Source organism: Streptococcus sp. HMSC067A03, assembly GCF_001814295.1.
GTDB classification, from domain to species: Bacteria; Bacillota; Bacilli; order Lactobacillales; family Streptococcaceae; genus Streptococcus; species Streptococcus constellatus.
The window spans coordinates 91,560-113,481 of the sequence record NZ_KV815680.1 but is presented as its reverse complement, the minus strand read 5'-3'; the positions used below and the strand labels follow the sequence as shown (position 1 = coordinate 113,481).

Genomic DNA, 21,922 nt, shown 5'->3' with positions numbered 1-21,922 from the left:
CTCAAGCTCCTTTCAATAATGGTACACGAATATCAATCGCTACTCCCTGCTTCGGAGCTGTTAAAATCTGCATCGTTCCCGCCATATCATTTACTCTTTCTTCCATATTTTTCAGACCATAACTCAACTCATCAGACGAAGTGTGCTCAAAACCAATCCCATCATCTGTCATCTTCAACTGCAATTCATTCTGAGTTTGATACAGATATACATCTAAATGATTCGCATTGGCGTGACGGAGCGTATTACTGATAATTTCCTGAGCAATTCGAAAAATATGCTCCTCAATCTGTTTCGGTAATTGTTGAACATCATGATGAAAACTCACTTCAATATCACTCTTGTCTGATAACTCCTTTAAAATAAGGTTTAACCCTTCAACCAAACTTTTCCCTTCCAACTCTGTCGGTCTCAAATGTAGAAGCAAGATACGCAAATCCCTCTGAGCAGTATTTAAAATTCCTGATACGCCCGTCAATTGTTTCGATAAGGTGTCCGTATCTAAGTTCTCCACTTGCCCTGTCACACCTGATAAAATCATATTGGCAGCAAAAAGTTCTTGACTGACCGTATCATGTAGGTCACGCGCAATTCGCTTGCGCTCTTTCTCAATAATCGTCTCTTCATTTTGTAAGGCACGGTTCTCTGACTTTTGTAGATTTTCTGTTAAATGATTTACTTTCTCTGATACCTGCCGAAAGGAAGCGTCAATTTCCGGTTGCTGTACTTCTTGTAATTTTCGACCTTCCAAAATATTTTTCAAATTCGACTGAATGGTCGACAATGTTACCGTTTGAACCACTTTGATTCCTAAAATCATCAGCATCGTTAGAGATACAGTGAGCACAATCACAAAGAAACTGAATTTTTCCAGTCGCTCTACATTACTAAAAACCAATTGCCAGTCAAAATCAAATAGAGCAAAAATATAATGAATAATAATCCCTAAAATGAGTAAGGAATAAAAACTAATCAAGAGATAGTAGACTTTTTTCATTTACGAACCACCTCAATATTCCCTACAAATGTTGATAGGATAATTTTGACACTTTTATGTGCTCGTTTAAAGTCTGGCGTCGTTAGACTGAAACTTTCATTTCGCAATTCATAGATAGGTTGGTCTAAAAACTGCAATTCACCGTATAGATTATTCACTTTCAAGCTGACTGCCACATCAACTGGCACAATAATTTTTGTATTTCCGAAAAATTTTCGCAAAACAATCACATTATCATGGTTTGTAACAATCACTTGCTCCAAATGAATCGTGTCCTTGCCCATGAGACGGAAAAGGTTGATATCGTCAAATTGACAGGTATCAGACGAAGCAAAATGATGAAGATTTCCTAACCATTGATTATTCTCTCGTTTTTGCTCCATTGCATCATCAAAGATGAGAGTTGTCGCTTCATTTTCTTTATAAATATAGGGATAAGCTACAATCATGCCATAAATGACCGCAAAGAGCAAGGCAGCAATGACATAAGGATTGAGCATAATAATGAAAAAAAGCAATATGGTAGAAGTTACTAGCAGAAAATTTCCTCTTTGTTTACCAAAATAATAATAGAGCAGCAACAAGAAAAGCACCAAAAAAAGAATAACACGTGAAAAGTGACCAGACAAAATCGTCACTAATGCAAATGTTAATAGAATAGATTCAACAAAAATGAAAAATTGGATCTTTCGCATAATCTCGATACCTTTCTGCTTCTATTGTATCAAAAACTTTTAAAAATTCCTCCGACTAAGGTATGAAAATAAAGCAATGAAATGGAACTAAATATTTTCAGGTTCTAGTATGTAGTCCTAGAAATTAACATGTTTATTTACAATATACTGGATAAACTTGATTAATCAGAAACAACGCTTATCAATGCTGTAAAACGAGCGCAAAAAAAGTGAGGGAAAATCGGTTAAAAACTACGACTTTATCCTCTCACTTGTTTAATTGCTTGCACTAGCACTTGTGTCTGGCGTTTTTGAACTTGAACCATCATTACCACTAGTTGATGAGTTACTAGACGATGGACTATTTTTTTCTGAACTACTTTCAGATTGCAAACTACTTTCAGATGTAGACGAACTTTCGGTTTTCGGCTCATATACATATAGGACAATGCGGTCGCTCTTCAAATCCAAGGACTGATTTGCTTCTGGCGTTTGTTTAATAATCGTATTTGCTTGTGTTCCCGCCGGAGCTGTTGGAACCGTTCGTTTTTCAATATTAGCACCTTGAATGCCAAGCACTTGCGTTAAATTGTTATAGGCAAATTCATAGGTTGAACCGATATAACTTGGCATGACAACACTTGAAACGGACTTGGCTACTTTCAAAGTAATACGAGCTTTTGAAGTCAAATCATATGTACTACCTGCTGCTGGCGTTTGACCAACGACTGTTCCAGCCGCATGCTCACTACTTTCAACTTCTTCTGTTTTAATTAAACCTTTTGAAACCTTGTATTTTTGGACTAGATTGTTGATAGCATCCGCTCTTTTCTGACCTTTATAATCTTCCATAATAAAGGTTTTTGTACCTTTGGAAACAATCAGATCCACCGTGCTTCCGTCGCGACGCTGTGTTCCCGCTTCTGGATTGGTGCGAATAACAGAATCCTTTTTGACAGAGTCGCTATATTCATCTTTTTCCTTACCAACTTTCAAACCTGCTGTTTCAATTGCAGAACGAGCTTGTGCAACAGTTTTTCCAGTAACGTCTGGAATTTTTACATTTGACGGACTCAAATAGACTAATGCCACCAGAGCAGCAATCACTAAAACTACTGCCGACAACAGAACCTTATAACGCGTTCTTAAACGACGCTTTTTCTTTGTTTTTGGCTTGGTTGTGGGTTTAGAATTACTACTGACTGTTTCTTTTATAGGCGTAGGAGTAGTTGGTTTGCTTGCAGAAATTAAGGTATTTTGTGACACTTTAGGAAGCGTTTTGGTGTCTGCTTTGGCAGTATCATCAAAAACCAACTTTTTCTCATTTCGGCGATCTGCGGATAAGCAGCTTGATAAATCCACATACATTTCTGCAACAGATTGATAACGATCTGTTAATTTTTTAGCCGTTGCCTTGATGACTACATTTTCTAGAGGCTGTGGCACATTTGGATTTTCAGCAATCACAGAAGGAAGAGGCTTTTGGAAATGTTGCAAAGCAATTGTGACAGCACTATCCCCATCATAAGGGATATGTCCTGTCAACATTTCATAGAAAATGATCCCCATAGCGTAAATATCGCTTTGAACGGTCGCTTTTGAACCACGCGCTTGTTCTGGTGATAGATAATGCACAGATCCCAGCATTGAATTTGTCTGGGTTAAACTCGTTTCTGCAAAAGCTACTGCAATTCCAAAGTCCGTTACTTTTGCATCGCCATCTGGAGTTAAAAGAACATTTTGTGGCTTCAAATCACGATGAACAATTCCATGCGTATGCGCCAAACGCATCGCCAAAAGAATTTGTCCCATAATCCGAACCGCTTCTTCATTAGATAAAGGAGCATGCTCTTTAATATAGCGTTTTAAGTCAAGCCCAGCCACATATTCCATTGCTAGATATTGCTGACCTTCTTCTTCTCCAATATCGGTAATCCGGACAATATGAGGATGATCCAAGTCTGCCATCGCTCGCGCCTCTCTTTGAAAGCGCGCCACAGCAATCGGATCCGTCTGGTAATTCGTTCTTAGAACTTTCACCGCGACTTCTTCCCCGTCTAAAATCAAATCTTTGGCCAAGTAAACATCTGCCATGCCACCTCGCCCAATTTGTTTGATGATTCTATATCGCCCGGCAAATATCTTGCCGACTTGAATCATTCTGCATCCTCCTTATGATAATGAATCAGGGCAACTGTAATATTGTCCAAACCACCTGCGTTATTCGCAAAACGAATCAAGGTTTCTGCTTTCTCTGAAAGAGTGATGTCGCTTGTCACAATATCATAAATTTCACTTTCTGAAATCATATTAGACAAACCATCACTATTTAAAACAATGTAATCATCGTCCTCTAGACTAATCATGCCGACATCCGGTTGCACTTCACTTCTTTGACCGATGGATTGTGTGATAATGTTTCGTTGCGGGTGACGTTCTGCCTCTTCAGGCGTAATTTGTCCTGCTTTAAGCAATTCATTTACCAAGGAATGGTCGCTCGTCAACTGTTTATAACTTTCACCACGAATTAGACCGATACGAGAATCCCCCACATGAGCATAAATGGCTTGATTGCCAATAACAGCTAACGCTTCAAGCGTCGTCCCCATTCCCTTATACTCTTCATCTTGACCAAATTGGTGAACCTTTTGATTTTCTGTTTCAAGGTACTCTGCAAACCATTCACGGACACCATTAATAGAATCAATTTGAGTGTCCACCCAAGCAGCACCAAGGTCTGTGACAGCCATCTCGCTAGCAATATTGCCTGCCCGATGTCCGCCCATGCCATCTGCCAAAAGAATCATTGTCATACCAGCACGATTAACAAATTGATTGGCATAATCTTGATTGTTTGTACGTTTCTGACCAACATCTGTTAATAATGAAATTTCCATACTGTCAGTTTCCTCCTGTTAAGATATTCGTTTAAATTGACTGATGAAAAATCCGTCACTTCCATATAATTCCGGTGTAATTAAGATACAACCGTCTTTTAGAATATCCTGTCTATTATGTTCTAGTTTTACCTGTTCAAAATTTGGATGAGCTGCCAAAAACTGCTCAACCACTTGAAAATTTTCTTGCGAAACAATCGTACAGGTACTGTAAGTTATTATACCACCTTTTCGCAAGCTTTGACAAACACTATCCAATATCTCTAGCTGAATTTTTTGCAACGAGATAAAATCTGCATTTTTTTTATTGTATTTAATATCTGGCTTCCTCCGGATCAGACCAATTCCTGAACATGGTGCATCGACTAAAATTTTATCAAAGGCATCCACTCCAAAAGTCTCAAAAACCCTTCTGGCATCCAATTTTTTGGTAATGACCCTATCTGCTAAACCTAAACGTTGTGCATTTTCTTCTATTAAAGTCAGCTTATGATCATAGAGATCTAATGCCGTAACCTGCCCTGTCGTTAAGTAAGAAGCAATGTGCATGGTTTTGCCCCCCGGTGCACTGCATGCATCTAACACTTTCTCGTCACCTTGTAAATCAAGTGTTGGCGCAACCAATTGGCTAGACTCGTCTTGAATGGTTATTACTCCTTCTTCAAACAAGGCATGCCCTGCAAAATGACCATGATTTTTCACCAACGCACTCGGAGCTAATAGTGAATCTTCTGCCTGCAACAATTGTTTTAATTCTTCTTTGCGACTTAAGTCCGCCACTCGAACGCTAGCTTTATTCCGAAGAAATAAGCTCTCAAAAATGGCTAAAGCTCGTTTTTCACCATACTCTTCGATAATGACTTTCACTAACCAAACCGGCAGAGAATACTGAATAGAGTACCGTTTATTTTTACGCTTAATACTGGCTATATCTGCCACACCATCCCGCAATAGTCTTCGCAACACTGCATTGACGAACTTTTCGCTTCCCTTTTTTCGTGCCTTTGACAGTTCTACCGCTTCATTAACAACTGCATGCGTCGGAATTTTATCAAGATACTGTAATTGATACAAGCTCATCAACAAGAGAATATAAAGCCAAGAATCCAGCTTTTCACGGTCTTCAACAACATGAGACAAATACCATTCTAAGGTCATTTTGCGCGCAACTGTTCCGTATACAATTTCTGTTACAAGCCTTTTATCAACAGAACTTAACGACGCCTCTAGCAAGGCTTGATTCAAGGCAATATTTGAATAAGCTCCTTCTGAAAAGACCTTTTCTAAAACAGCAAAAGCTGTTTGACGCGCTGTCTTTTTCTTATCGACCAAAGAAATCACCTACCGATAATTGTCGCCCCAAACCGTTCAGAAAATCAACGACAGCCATTTTAGGCTTTCCTGCTGGCTGTACAACTTTAAGAAAGATTGCACCCTCACCAGCTGCTATAATCAATTCTTTTTTTCCAATAACAAGAATTTCTCCAGCTTGTCCTGAGCCCTCTACTGGAGTAGCTTCGTAAATTTTAAAACGTTCTCCATTTAAAAGCGTATGTGCCACTGGCCAAGGATTCATTCCTCGAATTTGGTTAAAAATTTGGTGATTTGTCTTAGTCCAGTCAATGCGCTCTTCTTCTGGTGAGATATTTGGCGAAAAAGTAACTTGATCTTTGTCTTGCGGAACTGGTTTTAAATCCCCAGCTATATAACTAGGCAAGCTCTCAAGCAGTAAATCACGCCCTACAAGTGCTAGCTTGTCAAACATCGTACCAACATTATCTGTTTCCTTGATAGGAATCGCTCGACGCGCAATCATATCACCCGCATCCATCTCTTTGACCATTTCCATGATGGTCACACCAGCTTCTTTATCACCATTGATAATGGCGTAGTGAATGGGTGCCCCTCCACGATATTTAGGCAACAACGATGCATGCACATTGACAGCAAAACTGACCGAATCCAGTAGTCGACTCGGCAAAAATTGACCGAAAGCTGCTGTGACAATCCCGTCTGCACTAAGCGCCATTATTTTCTCCAGTTCCTCACTTCGAGACAACTTTTCTGGCTGATAAATGGCTAAATGATGGTCTACAGCCACCTGCTTGACTGGTGTCATACGGATTTCTTTTTTGCGTCCTACTGCACGATCTGGCTGGGTTACAACTGCCAAAATTTCGTACTGCTTGCTTTCCAATAATCCTTTGAGCACTGTTGCAGAAAAATCCGGCGTTCCCATAAAAATAATTTTTGTCATGGTTTCCTCATATTCTTTTTACTATTATATCAGAAGAAGTCACGCTTTTCCTCAAAAAAAGCTAAAAATATCCCTACATAAAGCTTTGTGGCTCATGATCTATGCTCAAACGTAAATCTTTATTGTCCTTTTGTTGCGTCCAATCCAAAATCTGATTTAAAACATCTGGCAAATGATCTTCAAAACGGTATTTAATCATCAACTGATAATGGTAGAGATTATGCGTGCGAGCAATCGGCTTGGGAGTTGGACCTAATATCTGAACTTTATCTGACAAACCAGAACGTAGTATATTCAGCACTTCGTATGACTTTTTAATCACCGCTTCTTCTATTTTATGAGACAAGGTAATGCCCACCGTAAAATAATAAGGTGGATAAGCCAACTGCCTTCTAACACGCATTTCATAAGCATAAAAGCCTTCATAATCCTGATTTTTCGCAAATGCAATCGCATAATGATTCGGATTGTAACTTTGAATAATCACCTGACCTGCTTTTTCAGCTCGTCCTGCACGCCCGGAAACCTGAGTCAAAAGTTGAAAAGTTCGCTCAGATGAGCGGAAATCAGGTAAATTCAGAGCCGTGTCTGCATTGAGCACTCCTACGAGAGTGACATTTGGAAAATCTAGTCCTTTTGCAATCATTTGGGTTCCCAGTAAAATATTTGCTTCTCCTCCCCCAAACTCTTTGAGAATTTGTTCGTGACTGCCCTTTTTCCGAGTAGTATCAACATCCATTCTCAAAATTCGAGCTTGCGGAAAGGCTTCTACTAATTCATCATAGGCTTTTTGGGTTCCTGTCCCATAGTAACGAATACTCCGACTGGAACAATTCGGGCAACTATGAGGAATACCTTTTGAAAATCCACAATAGTGACAATTCATACTTTTGGTATCCATGTGCAAGGTCAGTGAAATGTCACAATTTGGACAAGTGTCAACCGTCCCACATTCTCTACACATGACAAAACTAGAATAGCCCCGTCGGTTCAGCATCAAAACAACTTGCTCTTTTTTTTCTAACCGGTCTTTAATTGCTTCTAAAAGAACCGGAGTAAAATCACTAGCTTCGTTTTGCCCAATATAATCACGAAAATCCACAATTTCTACTTTAGGAATCTGAGCATGCGGATTTGCTCGCTTGGTCAGTTGCAAAAAATGATAAACACCTTTGCTAGCCCGCGCTCTGCTTTCTAAACTCGGCGTCGCCGACCCTAGTACCAGAACGGCTTGATTGTACTTTGCACGTAGTAAGGCAACATCTCGTGCATGATAGCGCGGATTAGAGTCTTGTTTGTAGCTCGCCTCATGTTCCTCATCAATGATAATAGCGCCAATGTTTTTTAATGGAGCAAAAATAGCAGAACGCGCACCAACAACAACTTGTGCTTCTCCTCGCTCAACCTTACGCCATTCATCATATTTCTCACCATTAGAAAGTCCCGAATGAAGAATAGCAACTTTTTTACCAAACCGAGAAATAAAGCGATTAGTAACTTGCGGTGTCAAAGAGATTTCAGGAACTAACATAATAGCTGTTTTACCACGGCTGAGTGCTTCTTGAATAACCTGCAAATACACTTCCGTTTTGCCACTCCCTGTTACTCCTTCTAGTAGAAATTGCTTCCCCGTGTGCCCGATTTGCTGAGTAATAGCTTGAACAGCCACTTTTTGCTCTTCATTTAACACCAATGCAGACGTCGCTGAAACATTCTCAAAATAAGCCTTAGAACGACTCACCTCTTTTTCAACGATTTGTAAGGCTGCTTGCTCTATAAAATAATGAATAACTTCCCGTGAAAAGTTCTCTTTCAAATCTGCTAAAAGGTGTATTCCAGTCTGATCCTGTAAAACTTCCCGTAAGACTTGCTTTTTTTTCGCCCGATTGGGAATGACCAATTGACCTAAAACCTCGTGATCAACCCGATACCATTTTTCTGTTTTGATATGTTTTTGATCGGTTGCCTGATATTCCAACTGAATCGCTCCTTGCCGCGTTAAACGCATGACCTTAGCTTGCAGTTCTTTATCAAGTGATGAGAAATGCTGCTGATCTACATTGCCAAAAATGAGCAGTCGATCTTCTTCATTCAAAGAGGGTTGAGCATGGAGAATTTTATCATAACTGGAGTTTAGAAACCTCGGTAACATAGCTTTTAAAATTGAAATTTTGTAAGAAAAGACAGATTTTCTCAATTCTTCTGCCAGCCACAGCTGCTCCTCATTTAAAACTGGTGTAAAGTCTAACACTTCCACGATTTCCTTCAATTCTGTTGTCGTTTCTTCTGCTAGCTCTACGACAATCCCTTGAATCAAGCGATTGGCTTTCCCAAAAGGCACATGCACACGCATGCCAATTTCTAACATAGTCGAAAATTCTTTCGGCACCGCATAACTATAAGGTTTATCTGTCTGCATTAGAGGAACATCCACAATGACTTTTGCAATCTGCACTTTCTCACCACCTCTCATTTATCAGTAAAAGAAAAAATAAGATTGAGCTGACCCAACCTTAAATTTTTTCACCCTCTTCTTTTTCCTTCGCAATTTGTTCTTTGATTTTACGCTCTTCTTCTTCTCTGCGCAAGCGTTCTTCCTCAGCACGTCGACGAACTGCTTCTCGCTTGCCTTCAGGATCTGGGTGAATCCCGACATTGCCAGATTCGATTTCTTCTAAAGCACGAAGTGTTGATTTGACAGACTTAAACTCTTGAGTCGGAGCTGCTCCTTCTTCCAATTCATGAGCACGTTTTGCTTCAAGAATCACCAAGGAGTATTTTGAAGGCACCTTATCAAGCAAGGTGTCAATTGAAGGTTTTAACATCATAATTCTTTACCTAATTTCTAAATTCTTATCTTACTGAAAGTTGTTCTGACAGCATATCTTGATAGTGACCGATGACACGTTCCACGCGAAAATGCTCTGCTTCAATAACGCGCTTGACACGTTCCGCTGCTAACGGAACTTCATCATTGACAATGGCATAATCATATTCGCGCATGAGAGCAATTTCTTCTCTTGCTTTGGCAATGCGTTTGGCGATTACTTCGGCACTATCTGTTCCACGTCCCACTAAGCGATCTTGTAATTCTGCCAAATCAGGTGGCGTCAAAAAGATAAAGACAGCATCCGGCACTTTTTTCTTCACCTGAAGCGCCCCTTGAACTTCAATCTCAAGGAAAACATCAATCCCTTTATCCAAAGTTTCATTCACATAGGTCAAAGGAGTTCCATAGTAGTTGCCAACATACTCTGCATACTCTAACATCTGACCTTGCCGAATCAACTCCTCAAACTCTTCGCGCGTACGGAAAAAATAGTCAACCCCGTCCACTTCACCAGGACGTTGAGCACGAGTTGTCATGGACACAGAGTATTGAAACTGATTATCCGAGCTTTCAAAAATCTCACGTCGAACCGTTCCCTTCCCCACACCTGAGGGACCAGAAAAAACGATTAACAAGCCACGATCCGCCATCATATCTCCTTCATTGTCTTTCTATCTAGTGTAACAAAAAAGCAGTATTTTTTCAACTGCTTTTTCGCATAGATATGTGCTTGTTTTTGAAAATCAATATAGGCATCATTTGCTTACAGGGAGCTGCACATCATAGATGAGTAGCTCATGTTAAGCAAGGTCTATTTGGCATAATCTACAGCACGCATTTCCCGAATGACCGTTACTTTGATATTTCCTGGATATTCGAGGTTGTTTTCAATCTTTTCACGCACATCATGAGCCAAGATAGTAATCTTATCGTCTTTGATTTGACCAGGATTGACCATAATCCGAATCTCACGACCTGCTTGTAAGGCAAAACTATTTTTCACACCTTCAAAACTATTGGCAATTTCTTCCAAATCTTGCAGGCGCTTGATATAGCTTTCAAGGGATTCGCTACGAGCACCTGGACGAGCCGCACTAAGTGCATCAGCTGCTGCAACAATAACTGCAATCACACTTTCAGGTTCTACATCACCGTGGTGACTAGCAATTGTATTGACCACAATTGGATGTTCCTTATACTTACGAGCCAATTCTGTTCCAATTTCCACATGGCTACCTTCCACTTCACGGTCAATAGCCTTTCCAATATCGTGAAGGAAGCCTGCACGGCGAGCTAAGTTAGCATTTTCACCGAGTTCACTTGCAATGACACCAGACAACTTAGCAACTTCAACAGAATGACGCAATACATTTTGCCCATATGACGTACGGAATTGCAAGCGTCCCATAATCTTCATCAAATCCGGATGTAAGTTTGGTGCACCGATTTCATAAGCCGCTGCTTCACCATATTCACGAATCTTATGGTCAATTTCCAGACGATTCTTCTCTACTAATTCTTCAATGCGAGCTGGGTGGATACGACCGTCTTTCAACAGGGCTTCCATTGTCATGCGTGCAATTTCACGTCGAATAGGATCAAAACCAGATAAAGTCACCACTTCTGGTGTGTCATCAATAATGACATCAATACCCGTCAAACTTTCAAAGGTCCGAATATTCCGACCTTCACGTCCAATAATCCGCCCCTTCATCGTATCATCTGGCAGATGAACAGTTGAATTGGTTTGCTCAGCAACGTAGTCACCTGCAATTCGTTGCATGGCTTGGACTAAAATATCCTTCGCTATTTTATCAGAACGTTCTTTGACATCTTGCTCTGCTTCACGAATCCGTGTCGCAATTTCCTTCGATAACTTATCTTCAGTCTGAGTGAGAATAATATCTCGGGCTTCTGTTTGTGAGAGTGCGGCAACACGTTCTAATTCTGCTTCTTTGTGTTGCTCCAACTCTGTCAGTTTGTTTTCACGCGCCTCAAGGTTTTTTGTTCTGTCAGAAATACTTTGTTCTTTCTGATCGAGCGTTCTTTCTTTGTTGGTCAAATTGTCATCTTTACGATCAAGACTTGTCGCACGTTCTGTCAAACGACTTTCAAGTTGCTTCAATTCTTGACGATCAGATTTAAATTCTGCCTCAACTTCTTCTCGATATTTTCTGGCTTCTTCTTTTGCCTCTAACAGTGCTTCTTTTTTAAGGGATTTACTTTCGCGCTTGACTTCTTTTAATAACAAATCCGCTTCACGCTCAGCTTGTCCACGTAAATTAGTTGCTTCTTGTTCAGCATTTAAAAGAGTAAGTTCCGCAGCTTCTTTCGCTGATTTCATGCGAGCTGAGATACTTACATACCCAATGACTAAACCAATGATGACGGCAAAAACACCTGCAAAAATCATTTCCATGTTTTTACCTCAAATTATTGATATTGAATTGTAAAATTCTTAATTATTTTATCATAAAAATCCATTTTTCACAAACTAAATTATTATCGAAAGTGAACATTTTCACATATTATTTTATTCGCCCTTCTCTCAGCCAAGGTTTCTTAAAAAAATAAATTTTTCTTTATTAAGGTAAAATATGCTATAATTTAGTAAAAGCAAAAGGAGTTCTATTTTATGGTCAAAGAAGTCATTGTTGAAAGTTTTGAGTTAGACCACACGATTGTCAAAGCCCCTTATGTACGTTTGATTGGCGAAGAAATCGGTCCAAAAGGTGACGTTATCTCGAATTTTGATATTCGTCTGGTTCAACCTAACGAGGATTCTATCCCAACCGCTGGACTACACACAATTGAGCATCTCCTAGCAAAGCTCATCCGCACTCGGATTGACGGTATGATTGACTGCTCACCTTTTGGCTGTCGTACTGGCTTTCACATGATTATGTGGGGACGACATAGTACAACCGAAATTGCCAAAGTCATAAAAGCCTCTTTAGAGGAAATTGCTGGAGAAACCACCTGGACTGATGTTCCCGGAACAAGCATTGAATCCTGTGGAAATTACAAAGACCACAGTCTCTTTTCTGCCAAAGAATGGTGCAAGTTAATTTTAGCTCAAGGGATCTCTGACGATCCTTTTGAGCGGCATCTTGTATAAAATAAAAAAACGGACAGGAAATGCAAATTCTCCTGCTCGTTTTCTTTTTTATTGACGAATCAAATAATCAAATGCTCCCAAAGCTGCCGTCGCTCCTGAGCCCATTGAAATAATGATTTGTTTATAAGCGCTATCTGTACAATCACCTGCTGCAAAAATCCCTAGCACATTTGTAGCACCATGTTTGTCAACAATGATTTCACCACGCTCATTTAAAGCCACTGAGCTATTCTTAAGCCAGTCTGTATTTGGCAAAAGACCGATTTGAACAAAGACACCACTGAGCTCAATTTTATGTTCTTCATTATTCGCACGATCGAGATAAGTAATAGCTTCAACTTGATCGGAACCATGAATTTCTTTTGTTGCTACATTGGTTAGAACCGTCACGTTTTCAAGTTGATGCACGCGGTCTTGCAACACTTGATCAGCTTTCAAAGTTGGTAGAAATTCTAATACATAAACATGCTCTGCCAGACCAGCTAAGTCAATTGCTGCTTCAATTCCAGAATTACCTCCACCGATAACAGCCACTTTTTTACCTGTGAAAATAGGACCGTCACAATGTGGACAATTAGTTACACCTTTGGTTCTGAATTCTTCTTCACCAGGAACATTGACATTTCGCCAGCGAGCACCAACAGAAAGAACTGCCGTTTTCGCTTTCAGAACAGCTCCATTTTCAAGTTCCACTTCAATCAAATCCTTTTTCTCGATGTTTTTAACACGTTGGTTCTTCATGATATCAATTGGATATTTTTTGGCATGTTCTTCCACTTGCGCCATCAGCTTAGGTCCTTCTGTATAAGGAGTACCAATCATATTTTCAATACCAACAGTCTCCATCACCTGTCCACCAAAAGTTTCAACGACCATACCAGTACGAATGCCTTTACGAGCGGCATAAATCGCTGCACTGCTCCCTGCAGGTCCGCCTCCAACAACCAACACATCAAATGGTTCTTTATTGTCAAATTCCTCACTTGAAGCAGGTCCAGAAATCTTATCAAGCAGTTGCTCAATTGTCATACGACCATTCGCAAATTCTTCACCATTCAGGAAAACCGTTGGAACAGCCATGATCTTTTTATCTTCAACTTCTTGTCTAAACATGCCTCCTTCAACCATTGTGTGGCTGATATTAGGATTCAAAATAGCCATCACATTGAGAGCTTGCACAACGTCTGGACAATTATGACAGGTTAAGCTGACATAAGTTTCAAAATGAAGCGGGGATTGGATAGCCTGAATTCGGTTTATAACAGCATCTTCTACTTTGGGTGCGCGACCAGAGACTTGTAGCAAAGCAAGCACAAAAGATGTAAATTCATGTCCCAAGGGAAGTCCTGCAAACTGCACACGCCCTGCTTGACCAATTTGTGTAACAGTAAAACTTGGTTGGCGATTAGTTTCTGTATTTTCCAGTGATAAACGTGGAGACATCGCTACGATTTCCTCTAAAAAAGCTCGTACCTGCTCAGAACGCTCATCTTGACCTAAAGAAGCCTGAAACACAACATCAGATTCTAGAAGCTCCAAATACTGCTTAAGTTGAGCTTTAATTGTTTCATCTAAAGCCATAAGAAGCCTCCTTAAATTTTACCAACTAAATCAAGACTTGGTGTAAGTGTTTCAATTCCTTCTTTCCATTTAGCCGGGCAAACTTCACCTGGATGACTCCGAACATATTGTGCAGCATGGATTTTGTCAATCAAGACAGAAGCATCACGCCCAATACCGTCTGCATTGATTTCAAGTGCTTGTACAACTCCATCTGGGTCAATGATAAAAGTACCACGTTGAGACAATCCACTTTCATCTAACACATCAAAACCAAGTGAAATGGTATGAGATGGATCGCCAATCATGATGTATTCAAGTTTTCCGATGGCATCTGAATGATCATGCCAAGCTTTGTGTGTAAAATGGGTATCTGTTGAAACAGAATATACTTCTACACCTAACTTTTTAAGAGCTGCATACTGCTCTTGCAAATCTTCCAACTCAGTCGGGCAAACAAATGAAAAATCAGCAGGATAGAAGCAAACAACGCTCCAATGACCTTTTAAATCTTCGCTAGAAACTGTGATAAACTTCCCATTTCCAGCATGATAAGCATCTGCTGTAAACTCGACAATTTCTTTACCAATAAGTGACATAAGGATTACCTCCAAAAATAGTTTAATTATAAAATAAAAACCTTATACGTTTTATTATAGCGTATAAGGTTTTTAGAGTCTAATAATTTGCTTGAAAACGTTTCCTAATAATCTAAAGCATCTGCATAACCCGCGCCATTTCCTACAAAATAGCCAGTTTTACAGTTGATACTAAAGAGATACGTTCCGTCTGTTCTAAATAGATTGTAATAACCATTTCCATTGATAATATTCACACGTTCAAGAATATAATCATCTCCCGTGAAATATCCACGTTCCCGTGAGGTTGCTAAGATTTTCTCTAACACACCAGGATTGAAATTCCAAGAAGGATTACTAGCATCATTGATTTTTGCTTGGTCGTACGGGACTCGACTTAAATGTCGCTGTAAAGTTGGACCAGAAGCTGGTGTGGCTGGAGTAGCTGCTGGTGCCTCAGTTTTCGGCGTTTGAGTTTGTGCCGGACTTTGAGACGGTGTAGTGGCGGTCTCAGATTTAGGAGCAGAAATCGCTGATTGCTGGCTCTTTCCTAGACTGATAGCAGCTTTCAAGACTTTATCCAAATCTGTATTTCCTGTTGTAATATCTGTAAATTTAGCATCATTTTTAATTTTTGCTTTAGTATCTAAAATACCATCTGTAATGGCTACTGAAGTAAACTGTGCATTCACAGTTTTTACAGCTTCAACTTGTTTGAGCAAGCTGTCGTATTTTTCCTTAGCAACATTGTATTCCTTTGTATTCTTTAACTTTTCTAATGCTGCTTTCAATTTATCTACATTGCCAAAACTACTATTTTTCAAAGCTAATTTATTTGCATCCGTAAAGAATGAATCATAAAGACTGTTGAAAGCCTTCAAATCCTTATTTTCAGAGCTAGAAGTAGTAGAAGATTTACTTGTTTGGCTTGTTGAATTTGTAACTGGTTTTGCTTGCTTTCTATTCAAAGACAGATAAACAGTCCCACCGATTAAAGCCAGTAAAGCTACACTTGCTGCAGAATACAGGACTTTCTTATTTTTATAAAATGGAACGTTCCCTGTTTCCATTTCTTCATCAGATACTGTAAAAGTTGAATAACTTTCCATTGTCTCAGTTGAGCTCACAGGAATGTTATCCATTTCAGGCTGAATTGCTTCCATTACTTTCGTCTCAGCCTCTGATTCCTCCGAAATCTGTGTGCTGTTTTTTTCCAAAGTTTCTTGCGGCTCTGCTTCGCTGGCTGCAAGTGCAGCGACCGTTTCATCAAAGGCAGACTCTTCAGACGCTACATCCGCAGCTTCTAAGACTTCTTCCTCTTGAACACCCTCGTGCATCTCTCGGATAAATTCTGCCAAATCTAACTGACTCAGTTGTTCCTGTCCCTCTACTTCAGACGCTTTCTCTGCAGATTGAGCCGAAAATTTTCCAGCTTCAATTTCTTGACGGTGTTGTTTAATGTATTTATCCAGCACATTATCCTCTTCCGTCACCCCTGCTTCAAGCTCTTCGCTTTTTCGAGCAGCCTGACCAATTGTCATTTCTTTAGCTGTTTCAAAATCAAGAATTGATTCTTCTTGTTCTGACAAATATTTTTCGTCTTTACTCACGGCAAATCCTTTCTAATCTATCCGGCGCTTGACTCTCTGGCCAAAATATTGATATAAATCTACTTTTAAAGTCCCGTTATAGAGTTTACGTTTTTTATCGGCTTGACTACCAAATTTTGTTTCAAATGTTTCATCACTAGTTAAGATAAATTTGCTCCACGTCTTTAGTGGTGCAAAAGTCTGTCCCATTTCTTGATAAAGTTTGGTCACAGCATCATCATTCAATAATCGCTCTCCATAGGGTGGATTGGAAATAATGACACCATTTATCTTGTTGGTGTGCAAATCTTGCAAACGCATTTGCTTAAAAACAATCTGCTCAGAAACACCTGCTTCTTCAGCATTTCGCTTGGCAATCTCTACCATCCGCGCATCAATATCAGTTCCTAAAATATCCAACTGAATATCTTGCTTAATCTGCCCTAAAGCTCTAGCGCGAACACACCCAACCAAGTCTGAGTCAACCCAATTCCATTCTTCAAATGCAAAATGGCGATGAAGCCCCGGCGCCATATTCATGCCAATCATAGCTGCTTCAATACAAAAAGTTCCTGAACCACAAGTCGGATCAATCAGAGGTTTATCTGGATACCAATTGGATAAGAGTAAAATTGCAGCCGCCATATTTTCTTTAATGGGCGCGCCACCTTTTTCAGTCCGATAGCCACGTTTAAAAAGGCTAGAGCCTGTCGTGTCAATCAAAACAGTCGCTACATCTTTCAAGATAGAAACTTCAATTTTAAACTCAGCTCCATTTTCCATTAGGGGGACACCCTCTGGTCGAGCATAGTGCTTTTGCAACTTTTTGACTACTGCTTTTTTAGAAATAGCTTGCACACTTGGTTCATTGTGGAGTTTTGATTTGACACATTTTGCCTTAGCAATTGGAAATTTTGCCCCAAGTGGCAGGTAGTTTTCCCAATCTAAAGCAAAAATCCCCTGAAATAATTCCTCAAAAGTCTTAGCTGGAAAGTTGCCAACAACAATTTTAATACGGTCTGCTGCACGCAACCAGAGATTGGTTTCAATAATGGTCTCGACAGTTCCTTCAAATCGAACACGTCCATTTTCCACTTGACATTCTAAGCCAAGATTTCTGATTTCACGACCAACTACAGCCTCTAAACCAGCCGCAGCAGTCGCAATCAACTTAAATTTTGTTTTCATTTACCCTCTCAAAATAAAAGCTAGCATAATACGCTAGCTAAACCTATATGCAACTTTCTATAAGCCATGTTTTGTTCCAGAAATAACTAGGTATCATTTCCTTCGATAATCATCTGTCTACTGTTTCCAGTCAGAATGCTGTGTTCGTTTCCACGCATTCCGTGCCCCGACCAAAGTTTGGGTTGCTAGCTTGAGGGGTTTACCGCGTTCCACTTTTTGCGTTTCCGCAAAAACTACGTCACTGTGGCACTTTCAGGACTATTCCAGCATATCCAGAGACGTAGCTGTTTCGTCCGCCGTAACGATTTCTCGTCCCTAGGCTTATTGTTTCACCTAGCACAAACACTACGGGCATCACAGCCCGTGCTAGCATGGACTTTCCTCATGAAAAGACGACTCTTCACGCGATTATCCAAAAATTGCACATTACTTATTAAATTTCGTTATTTAAGATTTGCTTGCCAAATACTTCTTTTTCCAAACGATTTAAACGCTTTAAAATATCAAAATTTGTCAACGTAGCAGAAGCTGTTTGAGGAGTTTCCATGATAGACTGTGTTAAAGGTGAAGTTGCCGACTCAGCTGACTTTTTAGCGAGTTCAGCCTTTAAACGAGTATTTTCTTCACGAAGTTCCTTTACCAAAGCAGCATACGTTTCGTAATCTTTAATGACATCGTCTAAAAATTCATCTACTTCTACTTTACTATAACCTCGGACGCCAACTTTAAAATCTTGATCAAAAATATCTTTCGGTGTGTAAATAATACTTGCCATTTCTCTCTCCATTCTCGTTCATTACTTTAATTATATAAAAAATGAACCGCAAAAATCAAGATTAAACATCTAATTTTCGGAAAAATTTTCTGCGACTTCGTTCAAGTCATCAAATGTTAATTTTTTGATAAAATATTGTTCTTGACTTTTCATCATTTGATAAAGATATTTCAAATTCGTCTCATTTTCTTCATCGTAAAAAATATAGGCACCATCTGTATTGTTGAGTAGAAAATGGTTGTAGTCACGAAATTGACTCGGGTTTTCATAATGCGGATAAGCATATTTTACAAAGTCGACCTGTTTGAAATGGTTTAATTTTTCTTGATTGACTTCATTCCAATTTTCCCCCTGATTCTCAAAAGTGAAAATTGTTGCCATTTGAAAATCGTAGTTTTGCTGTAATTCTTTTGCAACTTCTAGTACCCAAACTTCAAAGCCTAAATTTCCAGTGAAAATCAGCCATTCCACTCCTTGTTCCAATAATCGAGTCAAATCACGTTGAATCACTTTTTTAATAATCTTGATTCGAGGCTCTTTTTCATCAAAAATTCCCAGATCAAAATTTCGATAGCCTACTACTAATATACTAACCACTTAAATTATCCCTTTATTTCCTTTTTTATGTTATAATAGAGTGATGTTATTGTACCAATAAGGAGATATATGGTCAACTATCCACATAAAGTTTCCTCGCGCAACTCATTGAAATTTCCTAAAAAGAAATCAGTTGATTTTGCCAATCGAGGAATGTCTTTTGAAAAAATGATCAATGAAACAAATGATTATTATCTTAGTCATGGGTTGGCGGTCATTCACAAAAAACCGACACCTATTCAAATCGTAAAAGTGGATTATCCTAGGCGTAGTCGGGCAAAAATTGTAGAAGCCTACTTTCGACAAGCCTCTACAACAGACTATTCTGGTGTCTACCAGGGGCGTTACATAGATTTTGAAGCAAAAGAAACTCGTCAAAAGGCTTCTATGCCTATGAAAAATTTTCATGCGCATCAAATCGAACACATGGAACAAGTCGTCAAACAAGGAGGAATTTGTTTCGTTTTATTGCACTTTTCAGCCTTAAAACTGACGTATTTGCTTCCCGCTCCTTATCTGATTAACTTCTTCAAGATTGACAAAGGGACAAAATCCATGCCACTTGATTACATTCAACAACATGGATATTCTATTTCACAGAATGGACTTCCTAGCATTCCGTATCTTGAAATCATTCAACAAAACTTACTAGGTGGTAAAATAAATGAATAAGCAATCTTTACTGACAGCTGCTAAATATGCTGCTATCGGTCTCATCTCGTTATTTCTTCTAGGAGTTGTTGCTGGCGGAGGAATCTTTCTCTATCAAGTTCACAAGGCGCCCGCCTTGTCAGAAAAGAAACTAGTTGCTACAACTTCCAGTAAAATCTATGATAGTGAAAACAATCTTATTGCGGACTTAGGCTCTGAAAAAAGAGTAAACGCAGCAACAAGTAATATTCCAACTGGTCTAGTTCAAGCTATCGTTGCAATTGAAGATCACCGTTTCTTCAACCATCGTGGTGTGGATTCTGTTCGTATTTTAGGCGCTTTTTTAAATAACTTGCGCAAAGGAAATCGGCAAGGCGGCTCTACTCTGACACAACAGTTGATTAAATTGACTTATTTCTCTACCTCAACTGCCGATCAAACGCTATCACGTAAAATCCAAGAAGCCTGGTTAGCAGTCCAGCTGGAGCGCAAAGCCACTAAGCAAGAAATCATTACTTATTATGTAAACAAGGTCTATATGTCAAATGGTAACTACGGTATGCAAACAGCTGCTAAAAGTTATTACGGCAAAGATTTGAAAGATTTGAGCTTGGCTCAAACTGCTTTATTGGCAGGGATGCCTCAAGCACCAAATCAATACGATCCCTATACACAACCAGAGGCTGCTAAAAATCGTCGGAATCTTGTCTTATCAGAAATGTATAAACTCAAATACATCTCTGCTGAGCAATACGAAAAGGCAGTCAACACCCCTATTACCGATGGTCTGCAAAGCTTAAAAAATTCTGCTTCTTATCCGGCTTACATGGACAATTACTTAAAACAAGTAATTGAGCAAGTTCAGCAAGAAACTGGCTATAACTTGCTGACGACAGGAATGGAAGTCTATACTAACGTCAATAGAGCTGTTCAAGAACGCCTTTGGAACATTTATAATAGCAATGAATATGTTGCCTATCCAGATAATGAACTGCAAGTAGCTTCTACGATTATGGATGTTACAAATGGCAAGGTGATTGCTCAACTAGGAGCTCGAAATCAAACTTCAAATGTTTCTTTTGGTACCAATCAAGCCGTTGAAACCAATCGTGACTGGGGTTCAACCATGAAACCAATCACCGATTATGCTCCAGCCATTGAAAACGGAATTTACACTTCGACAGCTGCTTATATTAGCGATACCCCTTATCATTATCCTGGAACAACTACTCCGGTTTACAACTGGGATATGCGGTATTTCGGAAACATCACCATTCAGTATGCACTTCAGGAATCTCGGAACGTCCCAGCTGTCAAAACATTAGAAGCTGTTGGTCTCAGCAAATCAAAGAAATTCCTTAATGGACTTGGCATTGATTATCCAGATATGGTCTATGCAAATGCCATTTCAAGTAATACCACAAAATCAGATAAGAAATATGGTGCCAGCAGTGAAAAAATGGCTGCTGCCTATGCTGCTTTTGCAAATGGAGGAACTTATTATAAACCTCAATACGTCAGCCGTGTTGTCTTTAGTGACGGAACTTCAAAAAACTTCGCTAATCAAGGCACAACCGCAATGAAAGAAACAACTGCGTACATGATGACAAATATGCTGAAAACAGTTCTCACTTCAGGTACAGGAACCAACGCAGCTATATCAGGTGTCTACCAAGCCGGTAAGACAGGGACTTCCAATTATTCTGATGATGAATTGGCGAAACTAACAAAACCTTATGGTGGTTCAAGTGTTGTGACTCCAGATGAACTATTTGTTGGTTATACACAGAAATATTCAATGGCAGTGTGGACAGGTTACACCAATCGTCTCACTCCTGTTCTGGATGACGGTGTGAAAGTTGCAACAGATGTTTACCGTGCTATGATGTCTTACTTGTCTGAAAGTGGGACAGAAGACTGGGAGATGCCTAGCGGTCTCTATCGTAGCGGAAGTTATGTCTTTTTAGCCAATGCAACTAATAGATATCAACAAAATTATTATAATTCTACTTCAAGTTCTAGCTTAGAAGAATCGTCTACATCTTCAAATAGTCAAGAAAGCTCTACTCAAGAGTCATCAAGTAGTTCTTCATCAAGCAGTTCCTCATCAAGTACGGAACCCAGTGCTTCCACGTCTACAAATTCTCCTAATAACAGTAGAAATTCGGAAACTCCTCCTTCACGAAATCAATAACGAAGAAGTTTCTGAAA

The 21,922-nt window shown here is 39.5% G+C and carries 19 protein-coding genes and 1 other RNA gene; 3 read left to right on the top strand and 17 right to left on the bottom strand.

The features are described 5' to 3' along the window. Nucleotide 1: 1 nt before the first annotated feature. From HMPREF2963_RS07695 to HMPREF2963_RS07650, 10 genes are all read right to left on the bottom strand, one after another. Entirely contained in the window at nt 2–997 is a 996-nt protein-coding gene (locus HMPREF2963_RS07695; RefSeq protein WP_048800478.1) for an envelope stress sensor histidine kinase LiaS, read from the bottom strand. Next, nucleotides 994–1,692, bottom strand: coding sequence for a cell wall-active antibiotics response protein LiaF (liaF, locus tag HMPREF2963_RS07690; protein WP_003070232.1), 699 nt, complete (start codon nt 1,690–1,692; stop codon nt 994–996). Before liaF ends, HMPREF2963_RS07695 begins: the two co-directional genes overlap by 4 nt. 255 nt (nt 1,693–1,947) lie before the next feature. Beyond that, the gene (gene pknB, locus HMPREF2963_RS07685; protein WP_003070235.1) at nt 1,948–3,831 is read right to left on the bottom strand and encodes a Stk1 family PASTA domain-containing Ser/Thr kinase; all 1,884 of its coding nucleotides are present in this window, start codon (nt 3,829–3,831) and stop codon (nt 1,948–1,950) included. After that, a complete protein-coding gene (locus tag HMPREF2963_RS07680; protein ID WP_003028411.1) occupies nt 3,828–4,568 on the bottom strand; it encodes a Stp1/IreP family PP2C-type Ser/Thr phosphatase in 741 nt (246 codons plus the stop codon). Before HMPREF2963_RS07680 ends, pknB begins: the two co-directional genes overlap by 4 nt. Before the next feature lie 18 nt (nt 4,569–4,586). Next, entirely contained in the window at nt 4,587–5,900 is a 1,314-nt protein-coding gene (rsmB, locus tag HMPREF2963_RS07675; protein WP_003070239.1) for a 16S rRNA (cytosine(967)-C(5))-methyltransferase RsmB, read from the bottom strand. Further along, entirely contained in the window at nt 5,890–6,825 is a 936-nt protein-coding gene (gene fmt / locus HMPREF2963_RS07670; RefSeq protein ID WP_070669328.1) for a methionyl-tRNA formyltransferase, read from the bottom strand. Before fmt ends, rsmB begins: the two co-directional genes overlap by 11 nt. A gap of 73 nt (nt 6,826–6,898) precedes the next feature. Then, nucleotides 6,899–9,280 carry a primosomal protein N' gene (locus HMPREF2963_RS07665; protein ID WP_070669327.1) on the bottom strand — a complete coding sequence of 794 codons (2,382 nt, stop codon included), beginning with the start codon at nt 9,278–9,280 and terminating at the stop codon, nt 6,899–6,901. Between the two features lie 58 nt (nt 9,281–9,338). Further along, nucleotides 9,339–9,653, bottom strand: coding sequence for a DNA-directed RNA polymerase subunit omega (gene rpoZ / locus HMPREF2963_RS07660; protein WP_003031464.1), 315 nt, complete (start codon nt 9,651–9,653; stop codon nt 9,339–9,341). Between the two features lie 25 nt (nt 9,654–9,678). Beyond that, nucleotides 9,679–10,305 carry a guanylate kinase gene (gmk, locus tag HMPREF2963_RS07655; protein ID WP_003043430.1) on the bottom strand — a complete coding sequence of 209 codons (627 nt, stop codon included), beginning with the start codon at nt 10,303–10,305 and terminating at the stop codon, nt 9,679–9,681. 161 nt (nt 10,306–10,466) lie between these two features. Further along, a complete protein-coding gene (locus HMPREF2963_RS07650; protein WP_070669326.1) occupies nt 10,467–12,074 on the bottom strand; it encodes a ribonuclease Y in 1,608 nt (535 codons plus the stop codon). Nucleotides 12,075–12,290: 216 nt separating this feature from the next. Between HMPREF2963_RS07650 and HMPREF2963_RS07645 the strand changes: the two genes are divergently transcribed. Beyond that, nucleotides 12,291–12,773, top strand: a complete 483-nt coding sequence (locus HMPREF2963_RS07645; RefSeq protein WP_003070253.1) for an S-ribosylhomocysteine lyase — start codon at nt 12,291–12,293, stop codon at nt 12,771–12,773. 48 nt (nt 12,774–12,821) lie between these two features. Here HMPREF2963_RS07645 and ahpF read toward each other — a convergent pair whose 3' ends face one another. The 7 genes from ahpF to HMPREF2963_RS07610 form a co-directional block, all read right to left on the bottom strand. After that, a complete protein-coding gene (gene ahpF / locus HMPREF2963_RS07640; RefSeq protein WP_006270071.1) occupies nt 12,822–14,354 on the bottom strand; it encodes an alkyl hydroperoxide reductase subunit F in 1,533 nt (510 codons plus the stop codon). Between the two features lie 11 nt (nt 14,355–14,365). After that, nucleotides 14,366–14,932, bottom strand: coding sequence for an alkyl hydroperoxide reductase subunit C (gene ahpC, locus HMPREF2963_RS07635; RefSeq protein ID WP_003070257.1), 567 nt, complete (start codon nt 14,930–14,932; stop codon nt 14,366–14,368). A 104-nt stretch (nt 14,933–15,036) separates the two neighbouring features. Then, entirely contained in the window at nt 15,037–16,521 is a 1,485-nt protein-coding gene (locus HMPREF2963_RS07630; RefSeq protein WP_070669325.1) for a cell division site-positioning protein MapZ family protein, read from the bottom strand. Nucleotides 16,522–16,533: 12 nt separating this feature from the next. Further along, nucleotides 16,534–17,688, bottom strand: a complete 1,155-nt coding sequence (locus tag HMPREF2963_RS07625) for a THUMP domain-containing class I SAM-dependent RNA methyltransferase (protein ID WP_070669324.1) — start codon at nt 17,686–17,688, stop codon at nt 16,534–16,536. 55 nt (nt 17,689–17,743) lie between these two features. Next, nucleotides 17,744–18,108: RNase P RNA component class B (gene rnpB / locus HMPREF2963_RS07620), an RNA gene on the bottom strand. Between the two features lie 13 nt (nt 18,109–18,121). After that, nucleotides 18,122–18,463 (bottom strand): cell division regulator GpsB, encoded by a 342-nt coding sequence (gpsB, locus tag HMPREF2963_RS07615; protein WP_003070262.1) that lies wholly within the window; start codon nt 18,461–18,463, stop codon nt 18,122–18,124. A 69-nt stretch (nt 18,464–18,532) separates the two neighbouring features. Continuing rightward, nucleotides 18,533–19,060, bottom strand: coding sequence for an SLOG family protein (locus HMPREF2963_RS07610; RefSeq protein ID WP_003070263.1), 528 nt, complete (start codon nt 19,058–19,060; stop codon nt 18,533–18,535). A 69-nt stretch (nt 19,061–19,129) separates the two neighbouring features. Between HMPREF2963_RS07610 and recU the strand changes: the two genes are divergently transcribed. Together recU and pbp1a are read left to right on the top strand one after the other, a co-directional pair. Continuing rightward, entirely contained in the window at nt 19,130–19,732 is a 603-nt protein-coding gene (gene recU / locus HMPREF2963_RS07605) for a Holliday junction resolvase RecU (protein WP_003070265.1), read from the top strand. Beyond that, nucleotides 19,725–21,905 carry a penicillin-binding protein PBP1A gene (pbp1a, locus tag HMPREF2963_RS07600; protein WP_003070267.1) on the top strand — a complete coding sequence of 727 codons (2,181 nt, stop codon included), beginning with the start codon at nt 19,725–19,727 and terminating at the stop codon, nt 21,903–21,905. Before recU ends, pbp1a begins: the two co-directional genes overlap by 8 nt. Nucleotides 21,906–21,922: the final 17 nt, after the last annotated feature.

Excerpts from the sequence above, each read along its gene's own strand:
- HMPREF2963_RS07680 (WP_003028411.1), bottom strand. The coding sequence starts at position 4,568 with ATGGAAATTTCATTATTAACAGATGTTGGTCAGAAACGTACAAACAAT.
- recU (WP_003070265.1), top strand. The coding sequence starts at position 19,130 with ATGGTCAACTATCCACATAAAGTTTCCTCGCGCAACTCATTGAAATTT.
- HMPREF2963_RS07650 (WP_070669326.1), bottom strand. The coding sequence starts at position 12,074 with ATGGAAATGATTTTTGCAGGTGTTTTTGCCGTCATCATTGGTTTAGTC.
- HMPREF2963_RS07645 (WP_003070253.1), top strand. The coding sequence starts at position 12,291 with ATGGTCAAAGAAGTCATTGTTGAAAGTTTTGAGTTAGACCACACGATT.
- ahpC (WP_003070257.1), bottom strand. The coding sequence starts at position 14,932 with ATGTCACTTATTGGTAAAGAAATTGTCGAGTTTACAGCAGATGCTTAT.
- fmt (WP_070669328.1), bottom strand. The coding sequence starts at position 6,825 with ATGACAAAAATTATTTTTATGGGAACGCCGGATTTTTCTGCAACAGTG.
- pbp1a (WP_003070267.1), top strand. The coding sequence starts at position 19,725 with ATGAATAAGCAATCTTTACTGACAGCTGCTAAATATGCTGCTATCGGT.
- gmk (WP_003043430.1), bottom strand. The coding sequence starts at position 10,305 with ATGGCGGATCGTGGCTTGTTAATCGTTTTTTCTGGTCCCTCAGGTGTG.
- rpoZ (WP_003031464.1), bottom strand. The coding sequence starts at position 9,653 with ATGATGTTAAAACCTTCAATTGACACCTTGCTTGATAAGGTGCCTTCA.
- HMPREF2963_RS07695 (WP_048800478.1), bottom strand. The coding sequence starts at position 997 with ATGAAAAAAGTCTACTATCTCTTGATTAGTTTTTATTCCTTACTCATT.
- gpsB (WP_003070262.1), bottom strand. The coding sequence starts at position 18,463 with ATGGCAAGTATTATTTACACACCGAAAGATATTTTTGATCAAGATTTT.
- liaF (WP_003070232.1), bottom strand. The coding sequence starts at position 1,692 with ATGCGAAAGATCCAATTTTTCATTTTTGTTGAATCTATTCTATTAACA.
- pknB (WP_003070235.1), bottom strand. The coding sequence starts at position 3,831 with ATGATTCAAGTCGGCAAGATATTTGCCGGGCGATATAGAATCATCAAA.
- HMPREF2963_RS07625 (WP_070669324.1), bottom strand. The coding sequence starts at position 17,688 with ATGAAAACAAAATTTAAGTTGATTGCGACTGCTGCGGCTGGTTTAGAG.
- ahpF (WP_006270071.1), bottom strand. The coding sequence starts at position 14,354 with ATGGCTTTAGATGAAACAATTAAAGCTCAACTTAAGCAGTATTTGGAG.